This is a genomic window from Blautia stercoris (assembly GCF_054657695.1).
This window is the reverse complement of record NZ_BAAHYF010000002.1, coordinates 334,024-356,481: the sequence shown is the minus strand read 5'-3', so window position 1 is coordinate 356,481 and position 22,458 is coordinate 334,024. Positions and strand designations below refer to the sequence as shown.

Genomic DNA, 22,458 nt, shown 5'->3' with positions numbered 1-22,458 from the left:
GACGCATCTAAAAAAAGCAAGTATACTATGTTCGTAAAGGAGATAACGGTTATGAACTTCGAAAATTGTTTTCCACTATGGAATGACTTAAATACAGCACAGAAAAAACTAATTTCAGACAATTTAATCACACGGGATGTAAAAAAAGGAACGATCATTCACAATGGAAACCTGGACTGTACTGGATTATTACTGGTTAAATCCGGGCAGCTTCGAACTTACATACTTTCAGATGAAGGACGGGAGATTACACTTTACCGTCTGTTCGATATGGATATGTGTCTTTTATCCGCCTCATGTATCATGCGGTCTATTCAATTTGAAGTAACCATTGAAGCAGAAAAAGATACGGATCTTTGGATCATCCCTGCTGAAATCTATAAGGGCATCATGAAAGAATCTGCTCCTGTCGCAAACTATACCAATGAGTTAATGGCTACCCGTTTTTCTGATGTCATGTGGCTGATTGAACAGATTATGTGGAAGAGTTTGGATAAGCGTGTTGCTTCATTTCTTTTAGAAGAAACATCCATTGAAGGAACAAATGAACTGAAAATCACTCACGAAACTATCGCAAACCATCTTGGTTCCCACAGGGAAGTTATTACTCGAATGCTTCGATACTTTCAAGGCGAAGGACTCGTCAGACTCTCTCGCGGCAAAATAACAATCCTTGATTCGAAAAGACTGGAAACACTACAAAGATCATAAAACGTTTTTTTCTCTAAAGAATCCTCCATTTATCAGAATTATGAAAGTCATTCTAATAAATGGGGGATCTTTTTATACTACAATCAAACTATAAAAATATTTTATTTATTTCTAATAATCCATACCACATGCATATGATCTTTCAATCAGTGCATGGTCATTAGCCACTGCATCATAAAAGCGGAATCCACCTGAAAAGTTGTATGTTTCATATCCATTTCCTTCCAAAATACGGCTTGCAATATAACTGCGTAGCCCACTCTGGCATATCAGGTAAACAGGCTTTCCCTTCTCAACTTCATTGATACGTTCCCTCAGTTCATCTACAGGAATGTTTTTAAATCCATTAATATGGCCCCTGCTAAATTCACCTACTGTTCTCACATCCAGCAACACAGCATTTTTATCTTTAGAAATCTTATCCATATCTTCCAAATGCCATTGTTTTAAGGTTCCTTTTGCTATATTGTCTATCATGAATCCGGCCATATTTACAGGATCCTTTGCAGAGGAATATGGCGGTGCATATGCGAGATCCAAATCTTTCAACTGGGTTGCCTTCAGTCCTGCATGAATTGCTGTTGCCAGCACATCAATACGTTTATCAACACCTTCATATCCAATAATCTGAGCACCAAGCAAACGATAAGTCTCTTTTTCAAAAACCACCTTCATGGTCATCACTTTTCCACCAGGATAGTAACCGGCATGACTCATAGGAGAAAGAATTACTGTATCTACATCTAACCCTGACTTTTTGGCATTGGTTTCATTGATACCTGTAGTAGCTGCTGTCATATCAAATACTTTGATAACGGAGCTTCCCTGACTGCCCAGGTAACGACTATCACCGCCACAAATATTATCAGCGATGATTCTGCCCTGTTTATTGGCTGGTCCTGCCAAAGAAATCAGCGCATCATTACCCGTAACATAATGTTTTACCTGAACTGCATCACCTGCAGCATAAATATCCGGTACAGAGGTTTCCATTCTGTCATTCACTACAATACTTTCCTTGATGCCAAGTTCCAGACCGGCTTCTTTTGCTAATACTGTGTCTGGTGTGACTCCGATTGCCAGAACTACCATATCAGCCTGAAGGGATGGATTATCTTTCAACAGGACCTCCACTCCGTTGTCTTTTTCTTTAAATCCTTCTACTGTATAGCCCAGTACCAGTTTTATCCCATGCTTTCTCATTTCATTATGGATCATGGATGCCATATCCGGGTCAAAAGGGTTCATCAGCTGCTTAGGCCTCTGGACAATCGTAACATCCATGCCAAGCTCCCTCAAATTTTCTGCCAGTTCCAGACCAATAAAACCGCCACCTGCCAATACAGCCGATTTTGGATGATTCTTATTTATATATTCCTTTATCCGAAAAGTGTCTTCTACAGTACGAAGTTTAAAAAGTTTATCAATACCTACTCCGGGAAGTCTCGGCTGTGTTGGCTTTGCACCTGGAGAGAGGATCAGCTTATCATATTTTTCTTCAAATATCTCACCATTCTCTAAATTTTTCACTGAAACCGTTTTACGTTCCGGATGTATGGAGATAACTTCATGATGAATTTTCATGTTAATACGGAAGCGTTTAAAAAAACTCTCTGGTGTCTGTAGTGTAAGTTCTTCCGGGTCTGTGATCACGTCTCCAATATAATATGGAAGTCCACAATTTGCATAGGATATGTATCCGGATCTTTCAAACACAGTAATTTCAGCATGTTCATTCAGTCTGCGTATTCTTGCTGCGGCTGTAGCTCCTCCGGCTACACCTCCTACAATTATTACCTTCATCTTATTTTTCCACCTTTCCTGAGTAAGCTGCAATGCCACCGATATTATTTACTTTAGAATATCCCATTCGTTGCAGTATCCCAGTTGCCTGGCGGCTTCGTGAACCGGAATAACAGTATACAAACAGTGGGATATCCTTATTATTCGCTACAGAAGCAATATTGTCAAGTTGCTGCAACGGCACATTTTTACTTTCTGGTATATGTCCTTCCTGATATTCCTGCGGTGTACGTACATCCAGCAGAACTGCATCATCAGTCCTTTTATATTCTTCTATGCCTTGATTAATATTCGACTGTTTAAAGAGATCAAAAAATCCCATTAGCACACCCCCCTAAAGCATTTCTAAAATCGCATTCTTAGGTCTCGCCCCTGAAACCTGCTGTACAATCTTCCCATTCTTCATAACCACTAAAGTTGGAATGCTCATAATACTGAACTTATTTGCCAGTTCAGGCTCTTCATCTACATTAATCTTTCCAACTTTAATATCTCTACGCTCACTTGCAATCTCCTCTACAATAGGTACTACCATACGGCAAGGCGCACACCAAGATGCCCAAAAATCTAAAAGAACGGGTTTATCGGAATTCAGTACTTCGTTCTGAAAATTATTTTTATTGATATTAATAGCAGACATTTTACAGTCCTCCTTATCTTTTTCTTTTTGTAGATTTATTATAGTCTTAATTTCATTTATTTTCCGTGATTACATCACCATACCTCATTAACTTAACTTCTTGCCATACCATCTACACTTAATATAACACCTGTAATGTAACTCGCCTCATCTGAAGCAAGAAACACAAACGCATTGGCAATATCTTCTGGCTGTCCAAGACGACGCAATGGAATTCTTTCAATCATAGGTTCGATAACTTCCTTTGGCACGGCCTTCATCATATCAGTTTCTGTAATCCCAGGTGCAACAGCATTAACACGAATACCTTTAGATCCTAGTTCTCTTGCTAATGATACAGTCAATCCGTTTACTGCAAACTTCGATGCCGGATAAGCAAACCCACTTGGCTGTCCCGAAATACTCACCATGGAAGAAGTTGAGAGAATGACCCCCTTGCCTCTTGCCACCATACATTCTGCTGCTACACGAGTAGTATTAAATACTCCTTTTACATTTAGATCCATGACTTTATCAAAAGTCTCCTCTGTATAATCCATAAATGAGGTGTTTTCTGAAATCCCTGCATTATTTACCAGTATGTCGACACATCCATATTTTTCAGTTGCCTCTTTAAAAGCCTTTCTGACAGACTCCATGCTTGCTAGATTTGGACTAATTCCAGCAACTATTGCATTGGGATATTTTTCTTTTAATTTATCTACAGCAACATCTGCCGATTCCTGTGAACTTGCTGCCAACACAACTGAAGCACCTTCCTTCAAGAATTTATCAGCTGTAGCAAATCCTATACCACGGCTTCCACCCGTAATGATTGCAACTTTATCTTTTAATCTCATTTAGACTACCTCCTTACTTAGTTTCTAACTACATTATAAGCAAAAGGTAGATTATTTTCTGTGATATCATCACAAAATATCGCAATAAAAAACCCTGTTGCTCACGCACCAGGGTTTTGGTTTATCCATCCGTATTTAACACAAGATTAGGCTTCTATTCAACTTCTGAAAACTGATCTTTTCCAACATTACATAATGGGCATTCAAAATCTTCCAGAACATCCTCCCACTTTGTTCCTGGTGCAATACCACCTTCAGGATAACCTTCCTCTTCATCATATTCCCATCCGCAAACGTCACATACATATTTCATTAGTTTATTCCTCCTTATAAATATATTAATACACAGCATATATTACTGTTGTATTTGTGTTGTTCTGTAACCTTAATATGTATAAATGCTTTTAGCATTTCCATAATCCATGCAGGTTACAATATGCATATACTTCTTCTACCTGTTCACCATTGCAAAGACAAAAATCTGCTACCGGCTCCTGCCCTGGATTTAACTGTTTTCTGTATATTCCCTGGTTTGTATTTAATGTAATCCACTCAATGAAATGCTCTTCAAGCATTGGATGTTTTGTCTCTCCGACCACGACATGAACATGACTGCCTTCTATCGTATATACAGGTACATGCTTCTCGACAGCAGCATCTGTCACTCCGGCTTTTAATTCCTGCATAGGTTCTCCGCAACACATTGCTGGTACGCCTTGATCCTTTACCATTTCAATAATGTTTCCACAATGATTGCATACAGAATATTTTACTTCCATCTTTTTTATCTTCCTATGTTTAAAATTTAAAATCCAATTGTTTCTATAACTTTTTTCAAAGCATCCACCGATTCTTAAACTTTAATGCTTCTTTACCAACTGATGCAGAACCAACAAAGCCACAGCCTATCATTACTGCTTTTTTTAATAATCACTTTCTTCTTTGTAATAATCTCCTTCTCTTTAATAGTTCTCTTCACGTATTTCGAAATAACTCTGTGGATGGTTACATACTGGACATATCTCAGGTGCCTTTGTTCCTACCACAACATGTCCACAGTTACGGCATTCCCATACCTTAACTTCACTCTTTTCAAACACCTGTGCAGTTTCAATATTCTTAAGAAGTGCACGATATCTCTCTTCGTGGTGCTTCTCAATCTGTTTATTGTCAATAAATAATAGTAATGATTACTATTATTATAATAATCAATATTACTGATTACCTTTTATTTAAAATAATCATTCAATCATCATTTTTTCCGTTCAAAAACATATTCTGCATCTGATGACAAATCAGAGCGGAATGAATAGCCTAGTCTATCAAATTTCTTAATATCCTCAGGATTTTCAATTCTGTTTTCAGCCATGAACCTAACCATTTCACCACGGGCCATCTTAGCATATGTACCTTTTGTCACCAGTTTATCTCCTGATAACTCACAAAATGTAATCGTAATGTATCTATCCTGTCGTGTCAGATATTTTTCTATGCACTTAGAGTATTCTTTCGATGCCAGATTGATTATAATCCTGCTGTTATCAATCACTGAGCGGTATAATAAATCTCCCCAGTACTCATACAGATTTTTTGTTTCTCCTATTCCAACCTTCGCCTGCATTTCCAAACGATAAGGTGTCACACCATCCCTTGGTTTTAGCACACCATAAAATGCAGATATTATTCTCAAATGATTTTGTACATACTCGAACTGACTGTCCTCAAACACGGATGGAGCCATATATTGAAAAGCAATTCCTTCATATGATAAGACAGCTGGGGTAAGTAAATGATAAAGATCCATGTTTTCCAATCTATTGAAGTTCTGTTCTGTAATTTTGTCATTACATTTCCAGATAGTCTTCAGTTCTTCTTTTGACTTACTTTTCAACCAACTTTGTATCTCTGTCGTCTTTTCAATAAATTCAGGCAATCCATCCGGCGCTATGCTGTCAGTATCTGTAATCATCTTTTTAGCAGGGGATAATATTATCTTCATTAATCTAATTCCTTGAGCATATTTTCAGGATCATCTGCAGCCTTGACTTTATCATTTGCCTTTATAATAATCCCCTGTTCATCAATAAGATATGTGGTTCTTACTACTCCCATAGAGACTTTGCCATAATTTTTCTTTTCTTTCCATACATCATATGCTTCAATAACTTTCCGCTCTGGATCTGCTAAAAGTGTAAATGTCAATCCATATTTTTCTTCAAATCTCTTATGAGAGGATACAGAATCCTTACTGACTCCAAGAATAACTGCTCCTTTTTCGGTAAACTGAGGGTATCGCTCAGAAAAACCACATGCCTGTTTCGTGCATCCCGCTGTATTATCCTTGGGATAGAAATATAAAATCACTTTTTTTCCTGTATAATCCGATAATCTATGTATTTTCCCATTTTGATCTGGCAACTCAAAATCCGGTGCCTTAACCCCTACTTCCAACATTATTTATCTCTCCCTTTCTGTATCTTTCTCTTTATTCGCCTTTTTCTTCCTATTCCCGGTAATCATTTTATGACCTGTATATATCGCCATTACCATACATAACATAGAACTTAAAGCAAAGTATTTGTGACTTGATTTTTGCTTTTTATATCCAGTGTAAAAAGTCCCAAGCATCGTGATCAATGCTCCTACTGACCAATATTTATGTGCTTTCATGTAATTCCTCCATTTTTTCAGTGTATTCAATTCTAATTATACGCTACCATATTCCTATGTCAATTTGATAATAGAGCATTCCTATAAATTTTTTCAAAATATCATTGTCAAAACTATGTATTGTTATCCTTTAATTTTTCTTTGAAATAATTGACAAAAAGCTTGCTTTCAGGAGATTACTATTTAATCTCTTTTCCATCTATATATAGTTGAAATTTATCAGGATTATTGACAACATCATAGTCCTTTCCGTATTCTACAGGTCTATATTCGGCTGTCATTACCGATTCCCCGTCTTCAATATCCTCTTTCCTTAAATAGATGTTCATATCAATGCTCGTCGCATATCCTCTGTCTGTGGAGAATTTTGTCGAATGAAAAGAGACTTTACAACTTAAAATTGAATAAAAAGGACAAAAAAGAAGAGCTGCTTGCTCTTCCCATATAGTAGTAGTAAAATAATATGTCATGCCAGCGCAATATATTACCTAGAATATCGCTATAACAGGAAAGGGGCTGCATTGTGACAGCCCCTAGTTTACTTCATCACGTTGTCTACATTCTGAATGAACTCGTTCCCTGTTTTATTTTAGCATCGGTCTGGATTTTGTTTCATAAAGATAAATTTTGCCACAGAGCGGTCGTATGTTTTAATGTGTCCAAACAGCCAGTCGATTACATTTTTCTGTACAAGTTCACTGAACCGATCTGTCGGTCCTTCATACTCCTGAAGGTATTCATACAGTTCCTGAATTGTCTTTCTAAACTCTTCATGTTTTTCATAATGTTTTTCACGCTCTGGATAACCGGATTTTTCCTGAAGCTTTTCCTCTTCTTTGAAATGAAAGTCAGTATATTCATCCAGATAATCCAGCATTTTGATTGCTTTTACTTTGCTGTCGCCATTTTGACAGGCAGTTACAAAGTTCTGGATACGGTCGATCAATTCTTTATGCTGGGTATCAATTGTTTCATTTCCTGTTACTAAATTGTCATCAAAGGTAATGTTTAAATCGTAAGTCATAATTTGACCTCCATTTCTTTTATATGTTCTCTTAGGCTCTTTTAATCTCTGGCAGTTTCGTACCTGCATTTTCTGCTTAGTCTTCTACAGGAACGAAAACATCTTTTCCTAATCCGCAGATTGGGCATGTCCAGTCATCTGGAATATCCTCAAATGCAGTTTCTGGATCGATACCAGCGTCCGGATCTCCTACTGCCGGATCATAAATATATCCACATGGTTCATATTCCTATTTTATCATAGTCATTTTCCCTTTTCAATATCGATTTATTTTTGTTACCAAGTTCCTAGCAATTTTTCTAACACTTTGTTTCTTGTATATTTGTATTATACATGATAATTATCCTCTTATCAATAATAGTAATTATTATTATTATTATTTTGCTTAGCATAAACTATATTTGAATTGCAAATTTACATATTGTATATATCATGGGAATAGTTGAATAAAAAAATGAACTCTATTCATTAAAGACAGAGTTGAAACCTCAAACAAAAAATAAGCCTGCCATCATCCGCAGATTTCTCCACAGACAACAATAGGCTTCCTACTATCTCATCAACTCATTCACGATTGTCAACGTGTTGCGATGAATTTCACCATACTTAAGATATGCATTTATAAAAATATAAGGCATCCAAGAATATCCCAGATGCCCTATCGAAAATGTGTTTTTTATTTATATAGTCACTTCTATTCCACCTCGAAAAATCACCCTGCAGCTCTTGTCCTTTTCAGCTACAATCTCATCCAGAAGGCCACCCCAAAGCTCCTCTCTGAACTCCACCTGCTCCCCATCAAGGTCCTACAGATTCATGATGAAGTTTGTCAAAATACCACGCTTGTCCTTCCGCTCCTGAATCATATCATTCAGTTCGCCTAACTTCTCTTTTTTCTTTTCGTAAAGATTCCTCAAAGTATCTTCCTTTTTTTGATACTCTTCCTGATCCTGCACAATCCTTGTATTTTCCCAGATGACACTATTGATTTTTTCTGTCAAAAGCTCTATTTCCGCTTCCAGCCTTTCCTGCTGCACTTCTAATTCATCCGTCTGGCAGGTATCCTCGATCAGCTCCTTCAGATTGTCAATGCACTCTTCTTTTTCTTCTATCAGCAGATTCAGTGCCTTCATAAAAATTTCTTTTAGTTCTGACTCTGAAAAGTGTGGAGATTCGCAAGGTTCCTTCCCCTTCTGGTATTTCTTATTGCAACGATAAATGACTCTCCGATATTTGTCTTGGGAATGCCACACCTTTGCACCATACCAGTTTCCACAGCATCCGCATCTGACCTTATTTGCAAAAATATCCGCTCCACTGTATCGCCCCATCTTACTTCTTCTAACAATTTCAGCCTGCACATAATCAAATACTGGCGGCGGGATGATCGGTTTGTGATGCCCTTCTACATAATACTGTGGAATCTCACCTTCGTTCTTCTTCCGCTTCTTCTGAAGAAAATCTGTCGTGTACTGCTTTTGAAGAAGTGCATCACCTTTATACTTCTCATTTGTAATAATGGATTTTACAGTGCTGGCATACCATTTTCTCCTTCCAGCGGGGCTTGGGATTCCTCTTCGTTCCATTTCCTGAGCAACCCCATAAAATGTTTTTCCGCTGATAAACAACCGGAAGATCAGCCGGATGATTTTCGCCTCTTCTTCATTGATTTCAAAATCCTTATCATACCCGAGGAATCTACTGTAAGCCACCGCTCCTTTTCCATCAGCAAACTGTTTTCTCTTGCCCCAAGTGGTATTCTCAGAAATGCTCCGGCTTTCTTCCTGTGCAAAGGAACTCATGATGGTCAAAAGCATCTCACCCTTGGCATCCAGTGTCCAGATGTTCTCTTTTTCAAAATATACCTCTACACCTTTTTCCTTCAATTTTCGGATGGTGGAAAGGGAATCTACCGTATTTCGTGCAAATCGACTGACTGACTTTGTGATAATCAAATCGATCTTCCCTGCAAGGGCATCCTCTATCATCTGCTTAAAGCCATCTCTCTTTTTGGTATTGGTTGCACTGATTCCCTCATCAGAATACATTCCAACAAATTCCCAATCTTCCCGGTTCTCTATGTAGGCTTTATAATAGGCCATCTGAGCTTCATAACTGGTAGCCTGTTCATCCCGATCCGTGGATACTCGTGCATATCCGGCTACCCTTCGTTTCCTTATCGCCACGACTGGTTCCAAATTGAATCTGTTTAAGGTAGCAGGGATTTTCGTTATTTTCTTTGCCATGTTGTCGCCTCCCCATTTTTGAATCTGAACTCGATGCTGTCACTTCCCACAACCAGTTTCTCTATATCCCGTACAACGGTTTGCTGATAGGGATTTTCTAAAACCATTTCGGCAGCCTTCAGAAGATCTTCTTCCGTTAAGGCCCGAACCTTATCTTCCTGGTAATGACGTTTCGAACAATACCATACTTTTTTCCCTTGGTAGCCCTTATCTCTTTGGCATTTTTCTCCGCAGCTGCACCACACCTTATTGGTAAATGCATTCTGTCCTCTCAGTCCGTTGAACTGCCGGATATAATGTTTAACTCCCCTAGAAGTCAAGAACTCAAGCCGATCACTATACACTGTGACCTGTTTCACTTCCTTCAAAAACTTTTCTTCATCAAGTTCTGAAGTCCCAAAAATCTGTGCACTGGCCTTTATCAGTTCCTCTTCCCATATTGGTCGGCAGTCACAAAACTTTGCACCTTTTCTTTCCCTGGTATTGCAAACCCATCTCTTTCTTGTAACTGATGTTCTTCGGCTGACTCCCATTCCGCAATATCCGCATTTCATCCTGCCGGAGAACACCGTCAGTTTCGGATTTTTATTTGCCTGCCGCTCTGCTCTCTGTGCCCTGATCTGCTGTGCCTTTTTTAAATCCTCAACTGATACCAGTGGCTCGAACATCTCTTCTACATAGAACATCGGCAATTCTCCCTTGTTCTTCCTACGCACATGATTTTCTGTAAAAAAGTTTTTTTGAAGGATCATGGTCCCCGTATAGGAAATATTGGAAAGAATATCCTTTACCGAAGTCTGCTCGAATGGTCCGCCCTGTTGCCCGGTTACACCTCTTGCGGCAAGATCCTTTGCGATGCCATATGCTGACTCCCCTGCAAGGTATCTTCTGTAAATCTCCTGTACGATCACACCCTGTTCCGGGATAATGCGGAACATCTCAACTCCGTCCCACCGATATCCGTATGGTGCTTTATGTCCATTCGGAATTCCCTGTTCAAATTTCTTTCGGATAGCCCATTTGATATTCTCGGAGATGCTCCGGCTCTCTTCCTGTGCAAAGGAAGCCAGCAACGTAAGAAGGAATTCTCCATCATGCGATAATGTATTGATCTGTTCCCTCTCGAAATAAACTGCAACTCCGAGGTCTTTCAAACGCCGGATGGTTCGCAGGGTATCAACCGTATCTCTGGCAAATCGGCTGATACTCTTTACAAGCACCAGATCAATCTTTCCCTGCTCGCAGTCTGCAATCAGTCTGTGGAACTCCTCTCGGTTCCGGGTACTCGTTCCGCTGATACCAAGATCTGCATAAATACCAGAAAATTTCCATTCAGGATTTCTCTGTATCAAGTCGTTGTAGTAACTGATCTGTGCAGAAAAGGAACGCTGCTGTTCTTTCTCATCTGTAGAAACACGGGCATATGCCGCTACTCTCAGTTTTGGCTTCAGTTCAACCTTTTTGGGCTTAATTTTTATAATTTTCGGCATAAAGCCATCTCCTTTCGCAGTGACATATTCGCGTACTATCCGCACTATAGCAAGTCCATTTCGGCCCATAATGTGCCGATTATAGGCGCGTATTTCTGCCGCATTTTTGTGTCATATTTCTGATACTGTTCTTCGGTAATAAGCCCCTTTTCCAACATCCGACGTGCTGCACTCATGGTCATCTGATACACGACTTCTTTTCTTCCCTGTTCCCGTGTCATACCTCATCACCTCCGAATCTGGCTTTGATGTAGCATGCGTGGGAACAGTACTTCCGATTTGCATTTCCATACACGGAAAACTGTTTCTTACATACCGGGCAGACAAAGCTATAATTGGCTTTCCGTTTTACCTGATCCAGATGACTGTTCCACCATTTCATACGGCATTTATCGGAGCAGAACTTCTTCGGCTTCCTTCCCGGTATCGGCTCCAGCACACTTTTGCAGCACGGACAATACTGCCTTTTCCCCTCAGATGATGCCAGATTGGTTGCCACTCCTCCAAGGCCATGCCTCCGGCAATATGTCTTGATGGTGTTTTCACTAATTTCAAGTATTTGTGCGATTCTGCCATAACCATAGCCTTCTTCTCTGAGTTCCCTGATCTGCTGTCTCTGTCTATCGTCCATGTCCTTTACCTCCATCAAATCTGAAGGGAACACTTCTGTATCTCTATCGTTATAGCTTTTCCCTTCACTATCCCATGGACACGAAATCGTTAAATGGGCGGTAAGAAATTTATAAAATGTGCATCCCCCTTCCTTTTCTCCTGTTTTCGAGCAAAAAAATAGGCTCTGCACTACGACGTACCGTAATACAAAGCCTATTTCTTTGATTCTTATTTAATTATCCTCAACCATCTCATCATCGACATACAGATGGAACTGCTCTGTGGCATTCACAATATCATATTCTGCATTCCATTCTTCCGGTTTGTATTCTACAGTCATGATGGGATCTTTTTCCCCTATATCTTCCTTTCTGGTATAAACATTCATATCCAGACTGGTAGGATATCCTTCATCCTCAGAAAACTTCATGGATTCAAATGAATTTTCTTTATACATCTGAAGCAAAAGCCTCGCAAATGCCTCTTTATCCTCAATCTTATCCTGATTTGCTACAACGGTAAGCATTTCATCCCGGTTCATTTTCATACTGCCTACAACATCCGGGACTGCTGCCTCTGCCTTACCACAAGCCGAGCATACCATGATTGTCCCAATAATGGTCATAACCACCGCCTGTTTCCTATTATACTTCTTCACACGTTTCCTCCTCCATACACAACATCTCACCAACAAGATACTGGATCAGTTCTTCTGGTGATGGTTTTTCACCCTCATAGGGTACCCTCTTCCAATTTTTTTGCACCTCTTCATCCGAATCCTTCATCCCCACATCAATCACTTTCTGGATTTCTGAATAGACCTCCAAAGCTGTGGTTCCATGTTTCTTAGCAACTTTCTCCATTAGTTCTTTAAATTCCATTTTTCTACACCTGTAGATTTAATTCTTGTTCTATAGAACAATATAGCATAATCAAACAGGTATTGAAACAAAAATCGTTCGACATAGTTCTACAAGAATTTACGAAAGTACAAAAAAAGAAGGGCTTCTCAGCCCTCCATTACTTGCTATTCCTGCACATACGCTTCTATTGCACGTATGACTCTTTTTTGCTCTTTCGGCGGCAGTTTCATGATGCTTGCTGACAGATTGTTTACCACACCATTTACAGACTGTGCCACAACGTCCCTCAAAAGACTATCCGCTGAAACATCCAGTGCATTTGCGATTGCTATAAACGTATCCAGTTTTGGTACTTTCTGACCACGCTCGATCACACTGATATGTGTCGGACTCAAATCTACCAATGCAGCCAGCTCTTCCTGTGTGAGTCCTTTGGTCTCTCTGGTTTCCTTGATACGCAGACCAACATCTCTCAAGTCCATTGCAACACCTCCTTCAGAACGATTTATAGGTCTAAAGATATTATATCGGTTACCCATTTCGGTATACAGAATCTGCAAAACTATTTCTTGTTCTAAAGAACTATATTTGCTGTAAAAAAACAAAAAAAAGGCTCTGTACTACGATGTAAACCGTAATACAGAGCCATCTTTCTTAACATTTCGTTGCAAAATCCAAAGAGATCCACCCGTTCCGCTTTTCCGTATAAGACTTCAAGAGTCCCCATTTCGTTGCTCCAGGGCCGTCTGCCTCATCCACGATGGTAAAGACCCCAATCCCTGTGAATTTTCCCTTCGCATAATTCGTACTAGGACCCTTACGAATATAGAGGTCCTTAATCTTTACCTGCACAGTATACGGTGTAAACTGCTGTTTTGCTGCATACACCACCACTCCATTTCCATCAAATACAGAATAGCCCGGATGCTCATCCGCACATTTCTTCGCATTAGCCAGAATCTTATAGGCTCCAAGCTGGCTCTTTGCATCCGCCCAGGTCTTGCGGACACGGTAATATACCGTACTGGTCTCCTCTTTTGTATTCGAATCTGCGTTATACTTGGTCAGCTCCCACTTTTCAATGATTTCACACAACCGCTGCACATAGGTGCTGGAAGTTGCATATCCACCATCCTTGATGATCTGCGCTGCCTTCTTATAATTCGTACAGCCCTTCAGACCATGATACCGAAGCGTGGAGCCGTTCTTTGCTCCAAGCAAATATGCGGAATGATCCGCAATGGAGTCCTCGATTGATGGATACTTTCGGAAATCTGCTGTGATGGTGATCATCTTTCCGTTTTCTTCTTCCTGCGTTTTCTTGGTATAGATGCTCTTTCCATCCCAGGAAGAATTTCCCCAGGTATTGCCGGACAGGGATTTCTTCATACCAAAACAGTTATTGGCTCCCTGTGCCAGCTCACTCTTTCCATAGCCGGATTCCAAAATGAACTGTGCAAGGGATACACAGGCCAGCTAATGTCATTAACTTAAGAAAATTTATAAAATAAAACAGAAAAAGGTCTTGACAAATGTCAGAAAAAATGTGGCGAAGCCTCCTTGAATGAATACATTTTAGGAGGAATTGCTAATGAACTTTTACGCTGATTATGTCCGCAACAAACTCAACGCTGCCATTTCCAGCATGTCCAGTCAGATAGAAGATTACGTCAAAAATCCCGGGCATGATTTTACCAGAAATCGGAAGATGAACTTTACCTCGACAATAAACTTTCTACTTACTATGGAAGGTGGTTCACTTAACTCAGAATTACATAAATATTTTAATTATGATCTGAATCAAATAACCCGTTCTGGTTTCATAAAGCAAAGGAACAAATTGAAACCAGATACCATGGAACATTTATTTCACAAATTTCATGAGCAGATATTATGTAACAAAAAATACCAAGGCTATCAGTTACTTGCCTGTGATGGTTCTGACTTGAATATATTTCGTGATCCACTAAATCTACACACGTATTTTGCTGGTAAAGAAGGAACTTTTGGTTTTAATCAACTGCATCTTAATGCCTTGTATGACCTCCAAAGCAGGCGATATGTCGATGCTCTGATTCAGGAGCCTTATGAAGAAAATGAATCCTCTGCCATGATTGAAATGGTTAAAAAACTGACTACAAATCAGAAGACTATCATTATGGCAGATCGTGGATACGAAACTTATAACATTTTTGCAAATGTTCAGGAACGTGGTCTCTTTTATCTGATCCGGATTAAAGATACCTCGAAAAAAGGCAGCATTTCCGGAAGCCTTTCCTTGCCGGTATCCTGTGAATTTGACGAAGAAATCGAACTGATTCTGACACGTAAACAAAAGTTTTATAAAACGAAAGGTTATAAATATCTCTCAAATTCATCGCCATTTGACTTTCTTGATTCTGAGAATTTGTTTTATACACTTCATCTCAGACTCACACAGTTTCAGCTGGAAAATGGAGTTTATGAATGTATAGCCAGCAACCTGGATAAAGAAGAATTCCCACCTGAAAAGATCAAGGAACTTTATCATATGCGATGGGGAATCGAAACTTCTTTCCGTGAGCTGAAATATACGATTGGCCTGACAAATCTTCACTCTAAAAATGTGGAATATATCTGTCAGGAAATTTACGCAAAACTGATCCTGTATAATTTTTGTGAAATTATTTCAGCAAATATCATACTGGAAGAAAGAAACCGTAAGTACACATACCAATTAAACTACACAATGGCAATTCAAATATACAGGCATTATCTGCGCCAGACATTCGTAACGATAGATGTTGAAGGTCTGATTAAGAAAGAACTATCGCCCCAAAGACCACACCGACAATATCAGCGTCGAGTAATAAAGAAACGATGGGTTAGTTTCGCATACCGTATAGGATAAAAAATTATTCAAATGAATATAGCTGGCAAAAAGCAGACTTTTGGTTTGTTTATTTGTTATGCGTAAATCTTGTGATTTTTCAAGAAAGCTAATCTGAACACTTATTACAATAATCGAAATTTTCTTAAGTTAGTGACATTACCGTTTCAGGTCCCCCTTGCAATGAACATTTATCGCATTTCTTGGTTTTGCATATCCCAAAGCAAATGCTACATCAATTCCAGAAAATAAAAGTCTGCCTCCATCTTCAATCATACGGATGGAACCAAACTCCGAATTGTGAAACTCTGTGATTTTATAATCCGTCTTCTCCATCCTCTTCTCCTCCTGTCTGTACCGGCAAGTAACATCAAACCATTTTCAATGATTGTGCTCCTAATAAATTCTGCTATATTCACGGTTAAATAACCAAGATATTCTGCAAGGAAACTACTATATTCCTCTTCTGTCAGCAATTCCTCCAGCGCTTCCAAATGAGCTGTCACTTTAGAAGTCTGCTTGCCACCAAGGAGCTTGCCTAATATTTCTGTAAATTCCTCTGTGTCACATGACTCAAACATACATAAGATCATCTCCATTGTTGTTTCCAAAACTAAACGATCCATTTTCATTTTTGTCAGCTCTTCCATTGTTTTCATGGAAGTCATAAGTGCATCGCTTGTCATATGTTCTGTATTGATTCTTCCTTCTGAATCAACCAATCCTATTGCAAATAATTCTAAAAAGTATTTTCTCATAAATCTTGTCTTCCTATCGAAATGGCATTTCTTGTTCAAGTTCTTCTGGTATATCGAATGGAATCTTCCTCTTCTCTGCTGGTTGAAATCCATCAGATTCTTCTTTTTTTGTTTTGGCTTCTGCAAATTCCACATCATCCATAATGACTTCGGTATAATAGGATGCAGTTCCAGTCTGTTCATCTTTGAGCTGAGAGATTACTAACTCTCCGGAAAGAGCAATCTTAATTCCTTTTTCAAGATATTTCTCCACAAATTCTGCATTATTTCCATAAGCTGTGATCATCACTACAAATGCTTTGCTCGTGCGATTTCTTTTTACTACCAGTGGAAACCTGGATACTTTGGTTTGTCCCTTTTGCGTAGATGCCAGCTTAGTTTCTGGATCTCTGGCAAGTCTACCCATTAAAACAATCGTATTCATGCTTCTTGTCCTCCCTTTCTTCCTGCAACACCTTTCCTTGTTATTTCAAAAACAGGATAATAATCTGTGCATTTTCTGCACGAAAAAATGAGGAATGGAGTCGAACCATTCCCCACTTGCTACAGGATTTCTCCTGTAATATAAATAAGAAAATCTAAGTATTCGCATTTGGGCTTTGTCTGTACATATACATCTGATCGTTATCATTCCAGATAACCCGGCTGCAAAAATACAGTCACAGTCTCTGTTTCAGCAGAGGTCCTGTACCTTTCGGTGGTATCATTATTGCTTCGCTCTTCCCGTAGGAGTCTTCGCCTGCACGAGCCGGACTATCTCCGGTAAGCATGTTTCTCAAGATGTATCGGCTCCTTCAATTGTCAGGGTGCAATCGGAAGAACTGTCTGAACCTCTTTTACGTTTGTGATTTTTGAAAATCAGAGGATTTTCAATTTGCCTTCCATATACTCTGTATTGGGAGCGACAAAATCGGACATGATTTTAGAAATTTTTTGAAATTATTTTTTGAAGTGTAAAAAGATATAAAAAAAGATGCCAGGATTTCTCCTGACACCGTAGTGACTGTGCCAACTTCGTGCCCAGTGGGCACAAGGTTGATTGTATTATTCTTCATTTCCTAATGATATTGGTTCTTTCTTTGTTTTCTTGTTTTTAGATATCATCTTATGACCTGTATAAATAGCCATAATCATACAAAGCAAAGAACTTGCCGCAAAATATTTATGGCTTGATTTTGAACCTTTATATCCGCTATAAAAAGTACCTAGCATCGTTATCAATGCTCCGACAGACCAATATTCATGAGCTTTCATTCTAACATCTCCCTTTGTGTTAATTTTAATATGTACCTTTTGATAAAATATGCAAACTGGAAGTTAGCGATTTCTTTTTCCGGTATTCTCTGTCCCACGGATTTCCTCATGATAGAAATAATCTACGATCACCGGATGCCCCTGCGGGACTCTGCCATAAGGCATTTCATTATCCACAAAGGCACAATCATACTTCTTAGCCATTTTCTCAGCTTTTACTTCAAGTGCTTCAAAGTAGCTGCGGTTATGCTTGTTATAGATCTCGTCGTAAAGTGGTACAAGATCAGGATATTTTCCGGCGATATAATCCATAATTGTCTTTTTGAAACCGCCTCGAAGATTGAGATTTTCGAGCCAGAACAGATCGCACTGATTCTTTACCCGCTCAAAGATTGCTTCAAAATCCGTGATACCGGGGAATACCGGGGATACGAAACAGACTGTACGGATACCTGCCTCATATACCTGCTTCATAGCAGCGATACGGTGCTCAATGCTCGAGGCAGAATCCATATCGTTCTTGAAATTTTCATCTAGTGTGTTGATCGACCATGAAACGGTTACACGTCCAAGCTTCTTCAACAGATCAATATCCCGTACCACAAGATCCGACTTTGTGCAGATCAGAATATCTGCGTCACTGCCGATCAGCTGCTCCAGAAGTTTTCTGGTATTCCCGAATTGCTCCTCCTGTGGATTGTAGCCATCTGTCACAGAACCGATGACCACCCGCTGTCCGGCATATTTCTTCGGATTTTTAATTTCCGGCCAATGCTTCACATCAAGGAAAGTGCCCCATTCCTCCTTGTGCCCGGTAAAGCGCTTCATAAAAGAAGCATAGCAATACTTGCAGGCATGTGTACAGCCCACATAGGGATTGACTGAGTAACCGCCTACCGGCAGACTAGACTTAGTCATGATGTTCTTTGTTTCCACCTCACGAATGAGGATTCCATTCATTACTTCTTCCATGATTTCTGTACCTCTAACACTTTATTAAATTCTTCTGGCATTTCCTGAATCATATTTTCATCCCCTATGATAGGGACAAGGTCTTCCTTCATAAACACCGGAATGCCGAGCTTATGTGCCTGGTCCGTCAGAGACCATGCCCATTCCGGCTCCGTATGAATCTTCCTGCTCTGAGCTCCGGTCATGGTACCGACAACGATCCAATTGATTCCGGAAAGGTCAACTGTGCCGGGATCATCGAATAACGGCTCAAAGGTAACATGGTAATGTTTTGCTCTAACGTTTTTCCGAAGGGCGTCGATACGCCACCGTTCTGCTTTCCTCGTCACCGTAACGCCAAACCATGCGTTTTCCAGATCGGTATCAAAATCCAGCAAATCAGGTCGCTTGGTAAGGAACAGGAACTGATGCTGTGGATTTTCACGGATCTTTGCAAATACCTCGTCTCTCCATTCCGGCTTCCATCCGGAGAGATCGCTCATGCCGGTAAGAAGAAAGTTCTGCGGACGTTTCTTTTCCATCATCTTGAGCTTACCCGGAAAGAATTCAGGGTCAGCGAAATCATCAATCATATGCCAGCGTTTCACGTTGTTGCGGGCATAGCAATATGTACACCCCACTGTGCAGCCAATGACGATATTCATGTTCTGAATCTGATCTTTGATACAAATACTCATGACTTCTGCCACTCCTCAAGATTCTTTCTGATGCGGTCGAGGCATTCCTCAAACCGGGTAATTTCTTCCTCTGAAAAATCTTTGTAGTAAATACTGCCCATCTCATCAGATACAGAATCGTACTCGCCCTTTAAGGCATGTGCTTTCTCAGTCAGAAACAGGAGCGTTTTCCTTTTGTCCGTTTCAGACTGAACACGGCTTATCAGCCCTTGATTTTCCATTCTTTCTAGCATCGTAGTAAGAGATGTTATCGCTAATCCGCATTTAGTCGAGATTGACCTGATTGAAATACCATCCTTCTGCCACAGCACATAAAGAATACGCCCCTGGGCTCCATTAAACGCATCAATATTCTTTTCACTGAGAATCTTCTCAAAAATCCGGTCTCCAAGCTGTTTTATTTTGGTGACAAGAAATCCTCCATTCATTTTCATACAAAAGCTCCTATATAGTAGTTCATCAAAAACATACTATATAGGAGCTTTATTGTCAAGAGTTTATATGTCTTAATAGGTAAATTCCGTTTTTTTCAATTCTCCAAACCGGAATTGTTCGAGCTTTTCAAATACTAACGTCCTTAATTCTGTTCAATAATTGATTTATAGTAGTTACCAAAGTCAGCAAGTGAATTAACAATTGGAAGCATTTTTGTTCCGAGTTCTGTTAAGCCGTATTCAACTCTCGGTGGCTGTTCATGGTAATCGTGGCGATATGCCAGTCCATCACTTATCATTTGTCTTAAACTATCTGTCAAAACCTTTTGTGAAATACCATCTATACTTCGTTGTAGCTCATTGAATCTCCATGGACGCTCTTTCAAGTTACGCAAAATCAGCAGTTTCCATTTTCCTCCGATGAGAGATACTGCTGTAGCAACTGGGCATTCCGGTAATTCTTCTTTTGCTCGCATAATTCTCACCTCCGAGTCTATTGTAACACATTCATTTTTGAGTGTACAGTTACAAAAAGGTGCGTACTTGTTTTTGTATGTGTCTCACACTATACTAATACCAAGCAACCAGAAACTACAAATTAACTATGGAGGTTATTATGGCAAATTACACAAAAACAACTATTGGAAAGGAAAACCGAATTGAGCTGCATGAAAAGTTGTCTTTAACAGGTGCAGAAATCAGTTTAAACGAACTACCTGCAGGAGCAAATGTCCCATTTGTTCATTCTCATAAAGAAAATGAAGAAATCTATGGAATTCTTTCAGGTAACGGCAAAGCCATAATTGATGGAGAAGAAATTAGCCTTTCAACTGGAGACTGGCTAAAAATCGCACCTGCTGCAAAGCGTCAGTTTTTTGCATCCGATATTTCTGGAATTACTTATATCTGCATTCAGGTAAAAGAAAATTCTCTGGAACATTTTACAGCAGAGGATGCCGTAATCGGCTAATTAAAAGTATTTATTTACAAAAATGCACAGTTTACGATAAGCTAAGAACTGTGCATTTCTTTTTTGTTCAATATTACGTTTTCTCAATTTTTCAAACAAGAAGTTGTTACTCAATCAAATTCCGTAATGAATAACCCATTTATTTTTGTCCAATGCCTTTTTAAACAGTTTCTTTAATTCGCACAATTCAGGAATATCAGCAATGCTATCAATAAACGCCTTTAATGAACAGGGCGGAACAAGTGTAACACCACAATATGCAAGCCCTTTGCCTTTAACAGAAAGTGTATGCCAATAAAAGTCAATGGATGAAAGTCTTTCAACAACACCTTCTAAATCTTTATCATCAACAGAAATGCATTCGTATTTCCACGGTTCATATTCGTCATATCGCTCGCTCTGCCGAGGAGTATTCATCATAATTCCAAACTCATGTTTTGCCATATACCATCACCTCCGCAACTCCCGATTTTGTGATTACATAATCTGGGAGTTGTCTGTTATTAAATACCTGCGGCAAATTCTTCTATTAAACTGTTTATCAATTCCGGTTTATCTGTATTAGAATTATGTCCAGCTCCTTCAATCCACTTCAAAGGAATTTTGCTCTTTTGGTGCCATGCTTTGTTATACCTTATACATGAACCGGCATGGTCTTGAGTTCCACATATTAACAGAGATGGGCACTTCAGTTCATATGGCAGATTCTTTTCCATTGCCTCTGCCAAAATACGAAAACCATGCCCAGCAATTTGCGCATAACGCTTTTGGTCACCATCATAGACCAGCATCATTTCACGCATTAGATTTCTGCCATAATCAGACGTGGCAACTCCTTCCGTCCCCGATTTCAAAAGCAATTTCCACGGATAATGAGCATATACTGGTTTCATTCGCTTCAGAAGCCAGAGTTCAACCGCAGTCACATAGTTTCGTTGCAACGGTGCAGAGTCAATGGAGACAAAGCCTGTTAATCGGTTTGGATAGAGCTGTGCATAAGCCTGCCCAACATATCCGCCCATAGACTGCCCAACAATGACCGGTTTGGCAATTTTATCTTGATTTAAAATATCGTTCAGCCATTTTGCCTTATCGAACAAATCGAAATCAAACCGAAACGGCCATGAAGCGGCGTGTGCCGGTGCATCCCATACCACAACATTATACTTCTCCTTGAAATGTTGAATCTGCTTATCAAACAATCTATGATCGGCAATCAATCCGGGCAGAAAAACAAGGGTAATTTCATCCGGGTTTGACACGCTTGCCCAATAGTGAATCGTTCCGCATCGAGTATGATAAGTTTTTTCTTTCATTGAGCTCCCCTCCACAAATTCCGATTGAGATTTCACCTGTTTTAAGAGATTTAATAACTGTTATATTTTGTTATTAAATTCTCTGTAAACCCTTGAAAACACTGGATTTGTCGCAGGTGAGCTTTCCCTTATTGTTTCCCTTGTGTTATATCGTCCCACCAGTGTTTACGAACTCTGATAAGGGCAAATACAAGGGCAATAAAATCCTATAAAACAGTATAACACAAAATAAAAGTGACATGGTGAACTGATTGAAATGCTTCTGATTTTTGAAACAAATGATTGATTTAACGATAAGGAGATTTGATAC

At 39.4% G+C, this 22,458-nt stretch carries 32 protein-coding genes and 1 pseudogene; 3 read left to right on the top strand and 30 right to left on the bottom strand.

Annotated features, from left to right (window positions below; genetic code table 11):
* Nucleotides 1-27 precede the first annotated feature (27 nt).
* Entirely contained in the window at nucleotides 28-711 is a 684-nt protein-coding gene (locus ACYQ2D_RS11455; RefSeq protein ID WP_106492460.1) for a Crp/Fnr family transcriptional regulator, read from the top strand.
* A gap of 111 nt (nucleotides 712-822) precedes the next feature.
* Here the strand turns inward: ACYQ2D_RS11455 and ACYQ2D_RS11450 are convergent, their stop codons facing one another.
* From ACYQ2D_RS11450 to ACYQ2D_RS11350, 21 genes and pseudogenes are all read right to left on the bottom strand, one after another.
* Nucleotides 823-2,514, bottom strand: a complete 1,692-nt coding sequence (locus ACYQ2D_RS11450; RefSeq protein WP_459785478.1) for an FAD-dependent oxidoreductase — start codon at nucleotides 2,512-2,514, stop codon at nucleotides 823-825.
* A gap of 1 nt (nucleotide 2,515) precedes the next feature.
* Nucleotides 2,516-2,836: a rhodanese-like domain-containing protein gene (locus ACYQ2D_RS11445; protein ID WP_459785477.1), complete on the bottom strand. Its 321-nt coding sequence runs from the start codon at nucleotides 2,834-2,836 to the stop codon at nucleotides 2,516-2,518.
* Nucleotides 2,837-2,848: 12 nt separating this feature from the next.
* A complete protein-coding gene (trxA, locus tag ACYQ2D_RS11440) occupies nucleotides 2,849-3,154 on the bottom strand; it encodes a thioredoxin (RefSeq protein WP_005421612.1) in 306 nt (101 codons plus the stop codon).
* A 92-nt stretch (nucleotides 3,155-3,246) separates the two neighbouring features.
* On the bottom strand, nucleotides 3,247-3,993 hold the full coding sequence (locus tag ACYQ2D_RS11435; protein ID WP_459785476.1) for an SDR family NAD(P)-dependent oxidoreductase: 747 nt from the start codon (nucleotides 3,991-3,993) through the stop codon (nucleotides 3,247-3,249).
* Nucleotides 3,994-4,147: 154 nt separating this feature from the next.
* Nucleotides 4,148-4,306 carry a rubredoxin gene (locus ACYQ2D_RS11430; protein WP_459785475.1) on the bottom strand — a complete coding sequence of 53 codons (159 nt, stop codon included), beginning with the start codon at nucleotides 4,304-4,306 and terminating at the stop codon, nucleotides 4,148-4,150.
* 91 nt (nucleotides 4,307-4,397) lie between these two features.
* Nucleotides 4,398-4,772 (bottom strand): desulfoferrodoxin family protein, encoded by a 375-nt coding sequence (locus tag ACYQ2D_RS11425; protein ID WP_459785474.1) that lies wholly within the window; start codon nucleotides 4,770-4,772, stop codon nucleotides 4,398-4,400.
* A gap of 183 nt (nucleotides 4,773-4,955) precedes the next feature.
* A pseudogene (locus tag ACYQ2D_RS11420) lies at nucleotides 4,956-5,156 on the bottom strand (rubrerythrin family protein); the annotation flags it as partial.
* 89 nt (nucleotides 5,157-5,245) lie between these two features.
* On the bottom strand, nucleotides 5,246-5,992 hold the full coding sequence (yaaA, locus tag ACYQ2D_RS11415) for a peroxide stress protein YaaA (RefSeq protein WP_005421606.1): 747 nt from the start codon (nucleotides 5,990-5,992) through the stop codon (nucleotides 5,246-5,248).
* On the bottom strand, nucleotides 5,992-6,447 hold the full coding sequence (gene bcp, locus ACYQ2D_RS11410; RefSeq protein ID WP_005421605.1) for a thioredoxin-dependent thiol peroxidase: 456 nt from the start codon (nucleotides 6,445-6,447) through the stop codon (nucleotides 5,992-5,994). Before bcp ends, yaaA begins: the two co-directional genes overlap by 1 nt.
* Before the next feature lie 3 nt (nucleotides 6,448-6,450).
* Nucleotides 6,451-6,663, bottom strand: coding sequence for a DUF6219 family protein (locus ACYQ2D_RS11405; RefSeq protein WP_117457937.1), 213 nt, complete (start codon nucleotides 6,661-6,663; stop codon nucleotides 6,451-6,453).
* Between the two features lie 179 nt (nucleotides 6,664-6,842).
* Complete coding sequence (locus ACYQ2D_RS11400) at nucleotides 6,843-6,992, bottom strand: hypothetical protein (protein WP_187559018.1); 150 nt, start codon at nucleotides 6,990-6,992, stop codon at nucleotides 6,843-6,845.
* Between the two features lie 260 nt (nucleotides 6,993-7,252).
* A complete protein-coding gene (locus ACYQ2D_RS11395; RefSeq protein WP_008708195.1) occupies nucleotides 7,253-7,687 on the bottom strand; it encodes a bacteriohemerythrin in 435 nt (144 codons plus the stop codon).
* Between the two features lie 76 nt (nucleotides 7,688-7,763).
* Complete coding sequence (locus ACYQ2D_RS11390; RefSeq protein WP_187559042.1) at nucleotides 7,764-7,895, bottom strand: rubredoxin; 132 nt, start codon at nucleotides 7,893-7,895, stop codon at nucleotides 7,764-7,766.
* 598 nt (nucleotides 7,896-8,493) lie between these two features.
* Nucleotides 8,494-9,933 carry a recombinase family protein gene (locus ACYQ2D_RS11385; protein ID WP_459785472.1) on the bottom strand — a complete coding sequence of 480 codons (1,440 nt, stop codon included), beginning with the start codon at nucleotides 9,931-9,933 and terminating at the stop codon, nucleotides 8,494-8,496.
* Nucleotides 9,918-11,423: a recombinase family protein gene (locus ACYQ2D_RS11380; RefSeq protein ID WP_459785471.1), complete on the bottom strand. Its 1,506-nt coding sequence runs from the start codon at nucleotides 11,421-11,423 to the stop codon at nucleotides 9,918-9,920. Before ACYQ2D_RS11380 ends, ACYQ2D_RS11385 begins: the two co-directional genes overlap by 16 nt.
* 44 nt (nucleotides 11,424-11,467) lie before the next feature.
* Nucleotides 11,468-11,644 carry an SHOCT domain-containing protein gene (locus ACYQ2D_RS11375; protein WP_187559021.1) on the bottom strand — a complete coding sequence of 59 codons (177 nt, stop codon included), beginning with the start codon at nucleotides 11,642-11,644 and terminating at the stop codon, nucleotides 11,468-11,470.
* Complete coding sequence (locus ACYQ2D_RS11370) at nucleotides 11,641-12,054, bottom strand: RNA polymerase subunit sigma-70 (RefSeq protein ID WP_459785469.1); 414 nt, start codon at nucleotides 12,052-12,054, stop codon at nucleotides 11,641-11,643. The genes ACYQ2D_RS11375 and ACYQ2D_RS11370 overlap by 4 nt, the downstream gene beginning before the upstream one ends.
* A gap of 213 nt (nucleotides 12,055-12,267) precedes the next feature.
* On the bottom strand, nucleotides 12,268-12,693 hold the full coding sequence (locus tag ACYQ2D_RS11365) for a hypothetical protein (protein ID WP_330600438.1): 426 nt from the start codon (nucleotides 12,691-12,693) through the stop codon (nucleotides 12,268-12,270).
* Nucleotides 12,680-12,916: a sporulation initiation factor Spo0A C-terminal domain-containing protein gene (locus ACYQ2D_RS11360; protein WP_117457932.1), complete on the bottom strand. Its 237-nt coding sequence runs from the start codon at nucleotides 12,914-12,916 to the stop codon at nucleotides 12,680-12,682. Before ACYQ2D_RS11360 ends, ACYQ2D_RS11365 begins: the two co-directional genes overlap by 14 nt.
* 146 nt (nucleotides 12,917-13,062) lie before the next feature.
* Nucleotides 13,063-13,380 (bottom strand): helix-turn-helix domain-containing protein, encoded by a 318-nt coding sequence (locus ACYQ2D_RS11355; RefSeq protein WP_459785468.1) that lies wholly within the window; start codon nucleotides 13,378-13,380, stop codon nucleotides 13,063-13,065.
* A gap of 172 nt (nucleotides 13,381-13,552) precedes the next feature.
* The gene (locus ACYQ2D_RS11350) at nucleotides 13,553-14,374 is read right to left on the bottom strand and encodes a glycoside hydrolase family 73 protein (protein ID WP_459786173.1); all 822 of its coding nucleotides are present in this window, start codon (nucleotides 14,372-14,374) and stop codon (nucleotides 13,553-13,555) included.
* A gap of 115 nt (nucleotides 14,375-14,489) precedes the next feature.
* On the opposite strand from ACYQ2D_RS11350, the gene ACYQ2D_RS11345 reads away from it, so the two are divergent.
* Nucleotides 14,490-15,788: an IS4 family transposase gene (locus tag ACYQ2D_RS11345; protein WP_459785467.1), complete on the top strand. Its 1,299-nt coding sequence runs from the start codon at nucleotides 14,490-14,492 to the stop codon at nucleotides 15,786-15,788.
* A 251-nt stretch (nucleotides 15,789-16,039) separates the two neighbouring features.
* Here the strand turns inward: ACYQ2D_RS11345 and ACYQ2D_RS11340 are convergent, their stop codons facing one another.
* From ACYQ2D_RS11340 to ACYQ2D_RS11310, 7 genes are all read right to left on the bottom strand, one after another.
* Entirely contained in the window at nucleotides 16,040-16,525 is a 486-nt protein-coding gene (locus tag ACYQ2D_RS11340) for a hypothetical protein (protein ID WP_459785465.1), read from the bottom strand.
* Between the two features lie 13 nt (nucleotides 16,526-16,538).
* On the bottom strand, nucleotides 16,539-16,949 hold the full coding sequence (locus ACYQ2D_RS11335) for a single-stranded DNA-binding protein (protein WP_459785464.1): 411 nt from the start codon (nucleotides 16,947-16,949) through the stop codon (nucleotides 16,539-16,541).
* Between the two features lie 620 nt (nucleotides 16,950-17,569).
* Nucleotides 17,570-17,779 carry a DUF6219 family protein gene (locus ACYQ2D_RS11330; protein WP_009300563.1) on the bottom strand — a complete coding sequence of 70 codons (210 nt, stop codon included), beginning with the start codon at nucleotides 17,777-17,779 and terminating at the stop codon, nucleotides 17,570-17,572.
* Nucleotides 17,780-17,842: 63 nt separating this feature from the next.
* The gene (locus tag ACYQ2D_RS11325; RefSeq protein ID WP_015567824.1) at nucleotides 17,843-18,751 is read right to left on the bottom strand and encodes a radical SAM mobile pair protein B; all 909 of its coding nucleotides are present in this window, start codon (nucleotides 18,749-18,751) and stop codon (nucleotides 17,843-17,845) included.
* Nucleotides 18,739-19,428, bottom strand: a complete 690-nt coding sequence (locus ACYQ2D_RS11320; RefSeq protein ID WP_008704237.1) for a radical SAM mobile pair protein A — start codon at nucleotides 19,426-19,428, stop codon at nucleotides 18,739-18,741. Before ACYQ2D_RS11320 ends, ACYQ2D_RS11325 begins: the two co-directional genes overlap by 13 nt.
* A complete protein-coding gene (locus ACYQ2D_RS11315; protein ID WP_459785462.1) occupies nucleotides 19,425-19,862 on the bottom strand; it encodes a radical SAM mobile pair system MarR family transcriptional regulator in 438 nt (145 codons plus the stop codon). Before ACYQ2D_RS11315 ends, ACYQ2D_RS11320 begins: the two co-directional genes overlap by 4 nt.
* A gap of 143 nt (nucleotides 19,863-20,005) precedes the next feature.
* Complete coding sequence (locus tag ACYQ2D_RS11310) at nucleotides 20,006-20,338, bottom strand: winged helix-turn-helix transcriptional regulator (RefSeq protein WP_117457914.1); 333 nt, start codon at nucleotides 20,336-20,338, stop codon at nucleotides 20,006-20,008.
* Between the two features lie 140 nt (nucleotides 20,339-20,478).
* On the opposite strand from ACYQ2D_RS11310, the gene ACYQ2D_RS11305 reads away from it, so the two are divergent.
* Nucleotides 20,479-20,832: a cupin domain-containing protein gene (locus tag ACYQ2D_RS11305; RefSeq protein ID WP_004614173.1), complete on the top strand. Its 354-nt coding sequence runs from the start codon at nucleotides 20,479-20,481 to the stop codon at nucleotides 20,830-20,832.
* 114 nt (nucleotides 20,833-20,946) lie between these two features.
* Here ACYQ2D_RS11305 and ACYQ2D_RS11300 read toward each other — a convergent pair whose 3' ends face one another.
* Both ACYQ2D_RS11300 and ACYQ2D_RS11295 read right to left on the bottom strand, forming a co-directional pair.
* Nucleotides 20,947-21,276 (bottom strand): hypothetical protein, encoded by a 330-nt coding sequence (locus ACYQ2D_RS11300; RefSeq protein ID WP_117457915.1) that lies wholly within the window; start codon nucleotides 21,274-21,276, stop codon nucleotides 20,947-20,949.
* A 59-nt stretch (nucleotides 21,277-21,335) separates the two neighbouring features.
* The gene (locus tag ACYQ2D_RS11295; protein ID WP_459785461.1) at nucleotides 21,336-22,148 is read right to left on the bottom strand and encodes an alpha/beta fold hydrolase; all 813 of its coding nucleotides are present in this window, start codon (nucleotides 22,146-22,148) and stop codon (nucleotides 21,336-21,338) included.
* Nucleotides 22,149-22,458: the final 310 nt, after the last annotated feature.

Bases quoted from the DNA above. Each gene is read 5' to 3' on its own strand.
- ACYQ2D_RS11455 (WP_106492460.1), top strand. From the start codon at position 28: ATGTTCGTAAAGGAGATAACGGTTATGAACTTCGAAAATTGTTTTCCA.
- ACYQ2D_RS11450 (WP_459785478.1), bottom strand. From the start codon at position 2,514: ATGAAGGTAATAATTGTAGGAGGTGTAGCCGGAGGAGCTACAGCCGCA.
- ACYQ2D_RS11445 (WP_459785477.1), bottom strand. From the start codon at position 2,836: ATGGGATTTTTTGATCTCTTTAAACAGTCGAATATTAATCAAGGCATA.
- trxA (WP_005421612.1), bottom strand. From the start codon at position 3,154: ATGTCTGCTATTAATATCAATAAAAATAATTTTCAGAACGAAGTACTG.
- ACYQ2D_RS11435 (WP_459785476.1), bottom strand. From the start codon at position 3,993: ATGAGATTAAAAGATAAAGTTGCAATCATTACGGGTGGAAGCCGTGGT.
- ACYQ2D_RS11430 (WP_459785475.1), bottom strand. From the start codon at position 4,306: ATGAAATATGTATGTGACGTTTGCGGATGGGAATATGATGAAGAGGAA.
- ACYQ2D_RS11425 (WP_459785474.1), bottom strand. From the start codon at position 4,772: ATGGAAGTAAAATATTCTGTATGCAATCATTGTGGAAACATTATTGAA.
- yaaA (WP_005421606.1), bottom strand. From the start codon at position 5,992: ATGAAGATAATATTATCCCCTGCTAAAAAGATGATTACAGATACTGAC.
- bcp (WP_005421605.1), bottom strand. From the start codon at position 6,447: ATGTTGGAAGTAGGGGTTAAGGCACCGGATTTTGAGTTGCCAGATCAA.
- ACYQ2D_RS11405 (WP_117457937.1), bottom strand. From the start codon at position 6,663: ATGAAAGCACATAAATATTGGTCAGTAGGAGCATTGATCACGATGCTT.
- ACYQ2D_RS11400 (WP_187559018.1), bottom strand. From the start codon at position 6,992: ATGAACATCTATTTAAGGAAAGAGGATATTGAAGACGGGGAATCGGTA.
- ACYQ2D_RS11395 (WP_008708195.1), bottom strand. From the start codon at position 7,687: ATGACTTACGATTTAAACATTACCTTTGATGACAATTTAGTAACAGGA.
- ACYQ2D_RS11385 (WP_459785472.1), bottom strand. From the start codon at position 9,933: ATGGCAAAGAAAATAACGAAAATCCCTGCTACCTTAAACAGATTCAAT.
- ACYQ2D_RS11380 (WP_459785471.1), bottom strand. From the start codon at position 11,423: ATGCCGAAAATTATAAAAATTAAGCCCAAAAAGGTTGAACTGAAGCCA.
- ACYQ2D_RS11375 (WP_187559021.1), bottom strand. From the start codon at position 11,644: ATGACACGGGAACAGGGAAGAAAAGAAGTCGTGTATCAGATGACCATG.
- ACYQ2D_RS11370 (WP_459785469.1), bottom strand. From the start codon at position 12,054: ATGGACGATAGACAGAGACAGCAGATCAGGGAACTCAGAGAAGAAGGC.
- ACYQ2D_RS11360 (WP_117457932.1), bottom strand. From the start codon at position 12,916: ATGGAATTTAAAGAACTAATGGAGAAAGTTGCTAAGAAACATGGAACC.
- ACYQ2D_RS11355 (WP_459785468.1), bottom strand. From the start codon at position 13,380: ATGGACTTGAGAGATGTTGGTCTGCGTATCAAGGAAACCAGAGAGACC.
- ACYQ2D_RS11345 (WP_459785467.1), top strand. From the start codon at position 14,490: ATGAACTTTTACGCTGATTATGTCCGCAACAAACTCAACGCTGCCATT.
- ACYQ2D_RS11340 (WP_459785465.1), bottom strand. From the start codon at position 16,525: ATGAGAAAATACTTTTTAGAATTATTTGCAATAGGATTGGTTGATTCA.
- ACYQ2D_RS11335 (WP_459785464.1), bottom strand. From the start codon at position 16,949: ATGAATACGATTGTTTTAATGGGTAGACTTGCCAGAGATCCAGAAACT.
- ACYQ2D_RS11330 (WP_009300563.1), bottom strand. From the start codon at position 17,779: ATGAAAGCTCATGAATATTGGTCTGTCGGAGCATTGATAACGATGCTA.
- ACYQ2D_RS11325 (WP_015567824.1), bottom strand. From the start codon at position 18,751: ATGGAAGAAGTAATGAATGGAATCCTCATTCGTGAGGTGGAAACAAAG.
- ACYQ2D_RS11320 (WP_008704237.1), bottom strand. From the start codon at position 19,428: ATGAGTATTTGTATCAAAGATCAGATTCAGAACATGAATATCGTCATT.
- ACYQ2D_RS11315 (WP_459785462.1), bottom strand. From the start codon at position 19,862: ATGAAAATGAATGGAGGATTTCTTGTCACCAAAATAAAACAGCTTGGA.
- ACYQ2D_RS11310 (WP_117457914.1), bottom strand. From the start codon at position 20,338: ATGCGAGCAAAAGAAGAATTACCGGAATGCCCAGTTGCTACAGCAGTA.
- ACYQ2D_RS11305 (WP_004614173.1), top strand. From the start codon at position 20,479: ATGGCAAATTACACAAAAACAACTATTGGAAAGGAAAACCGAATTGAG.
- ACYQ2D_RS11300 (WP_117457915.1), bottom strand. From the start codon at position 21,276: ATGGCAAAACATGAGTTTGGAATTATGATGAATACTCCTCGGCAGAGC.
- ACYQ2D_RS11295 (WP_459785461.1), bottom strand. From the start codon at position 22,148: ATGAAAGAAAAAACTTATCATACTCGATGCGGAACGATTCACTATTGG.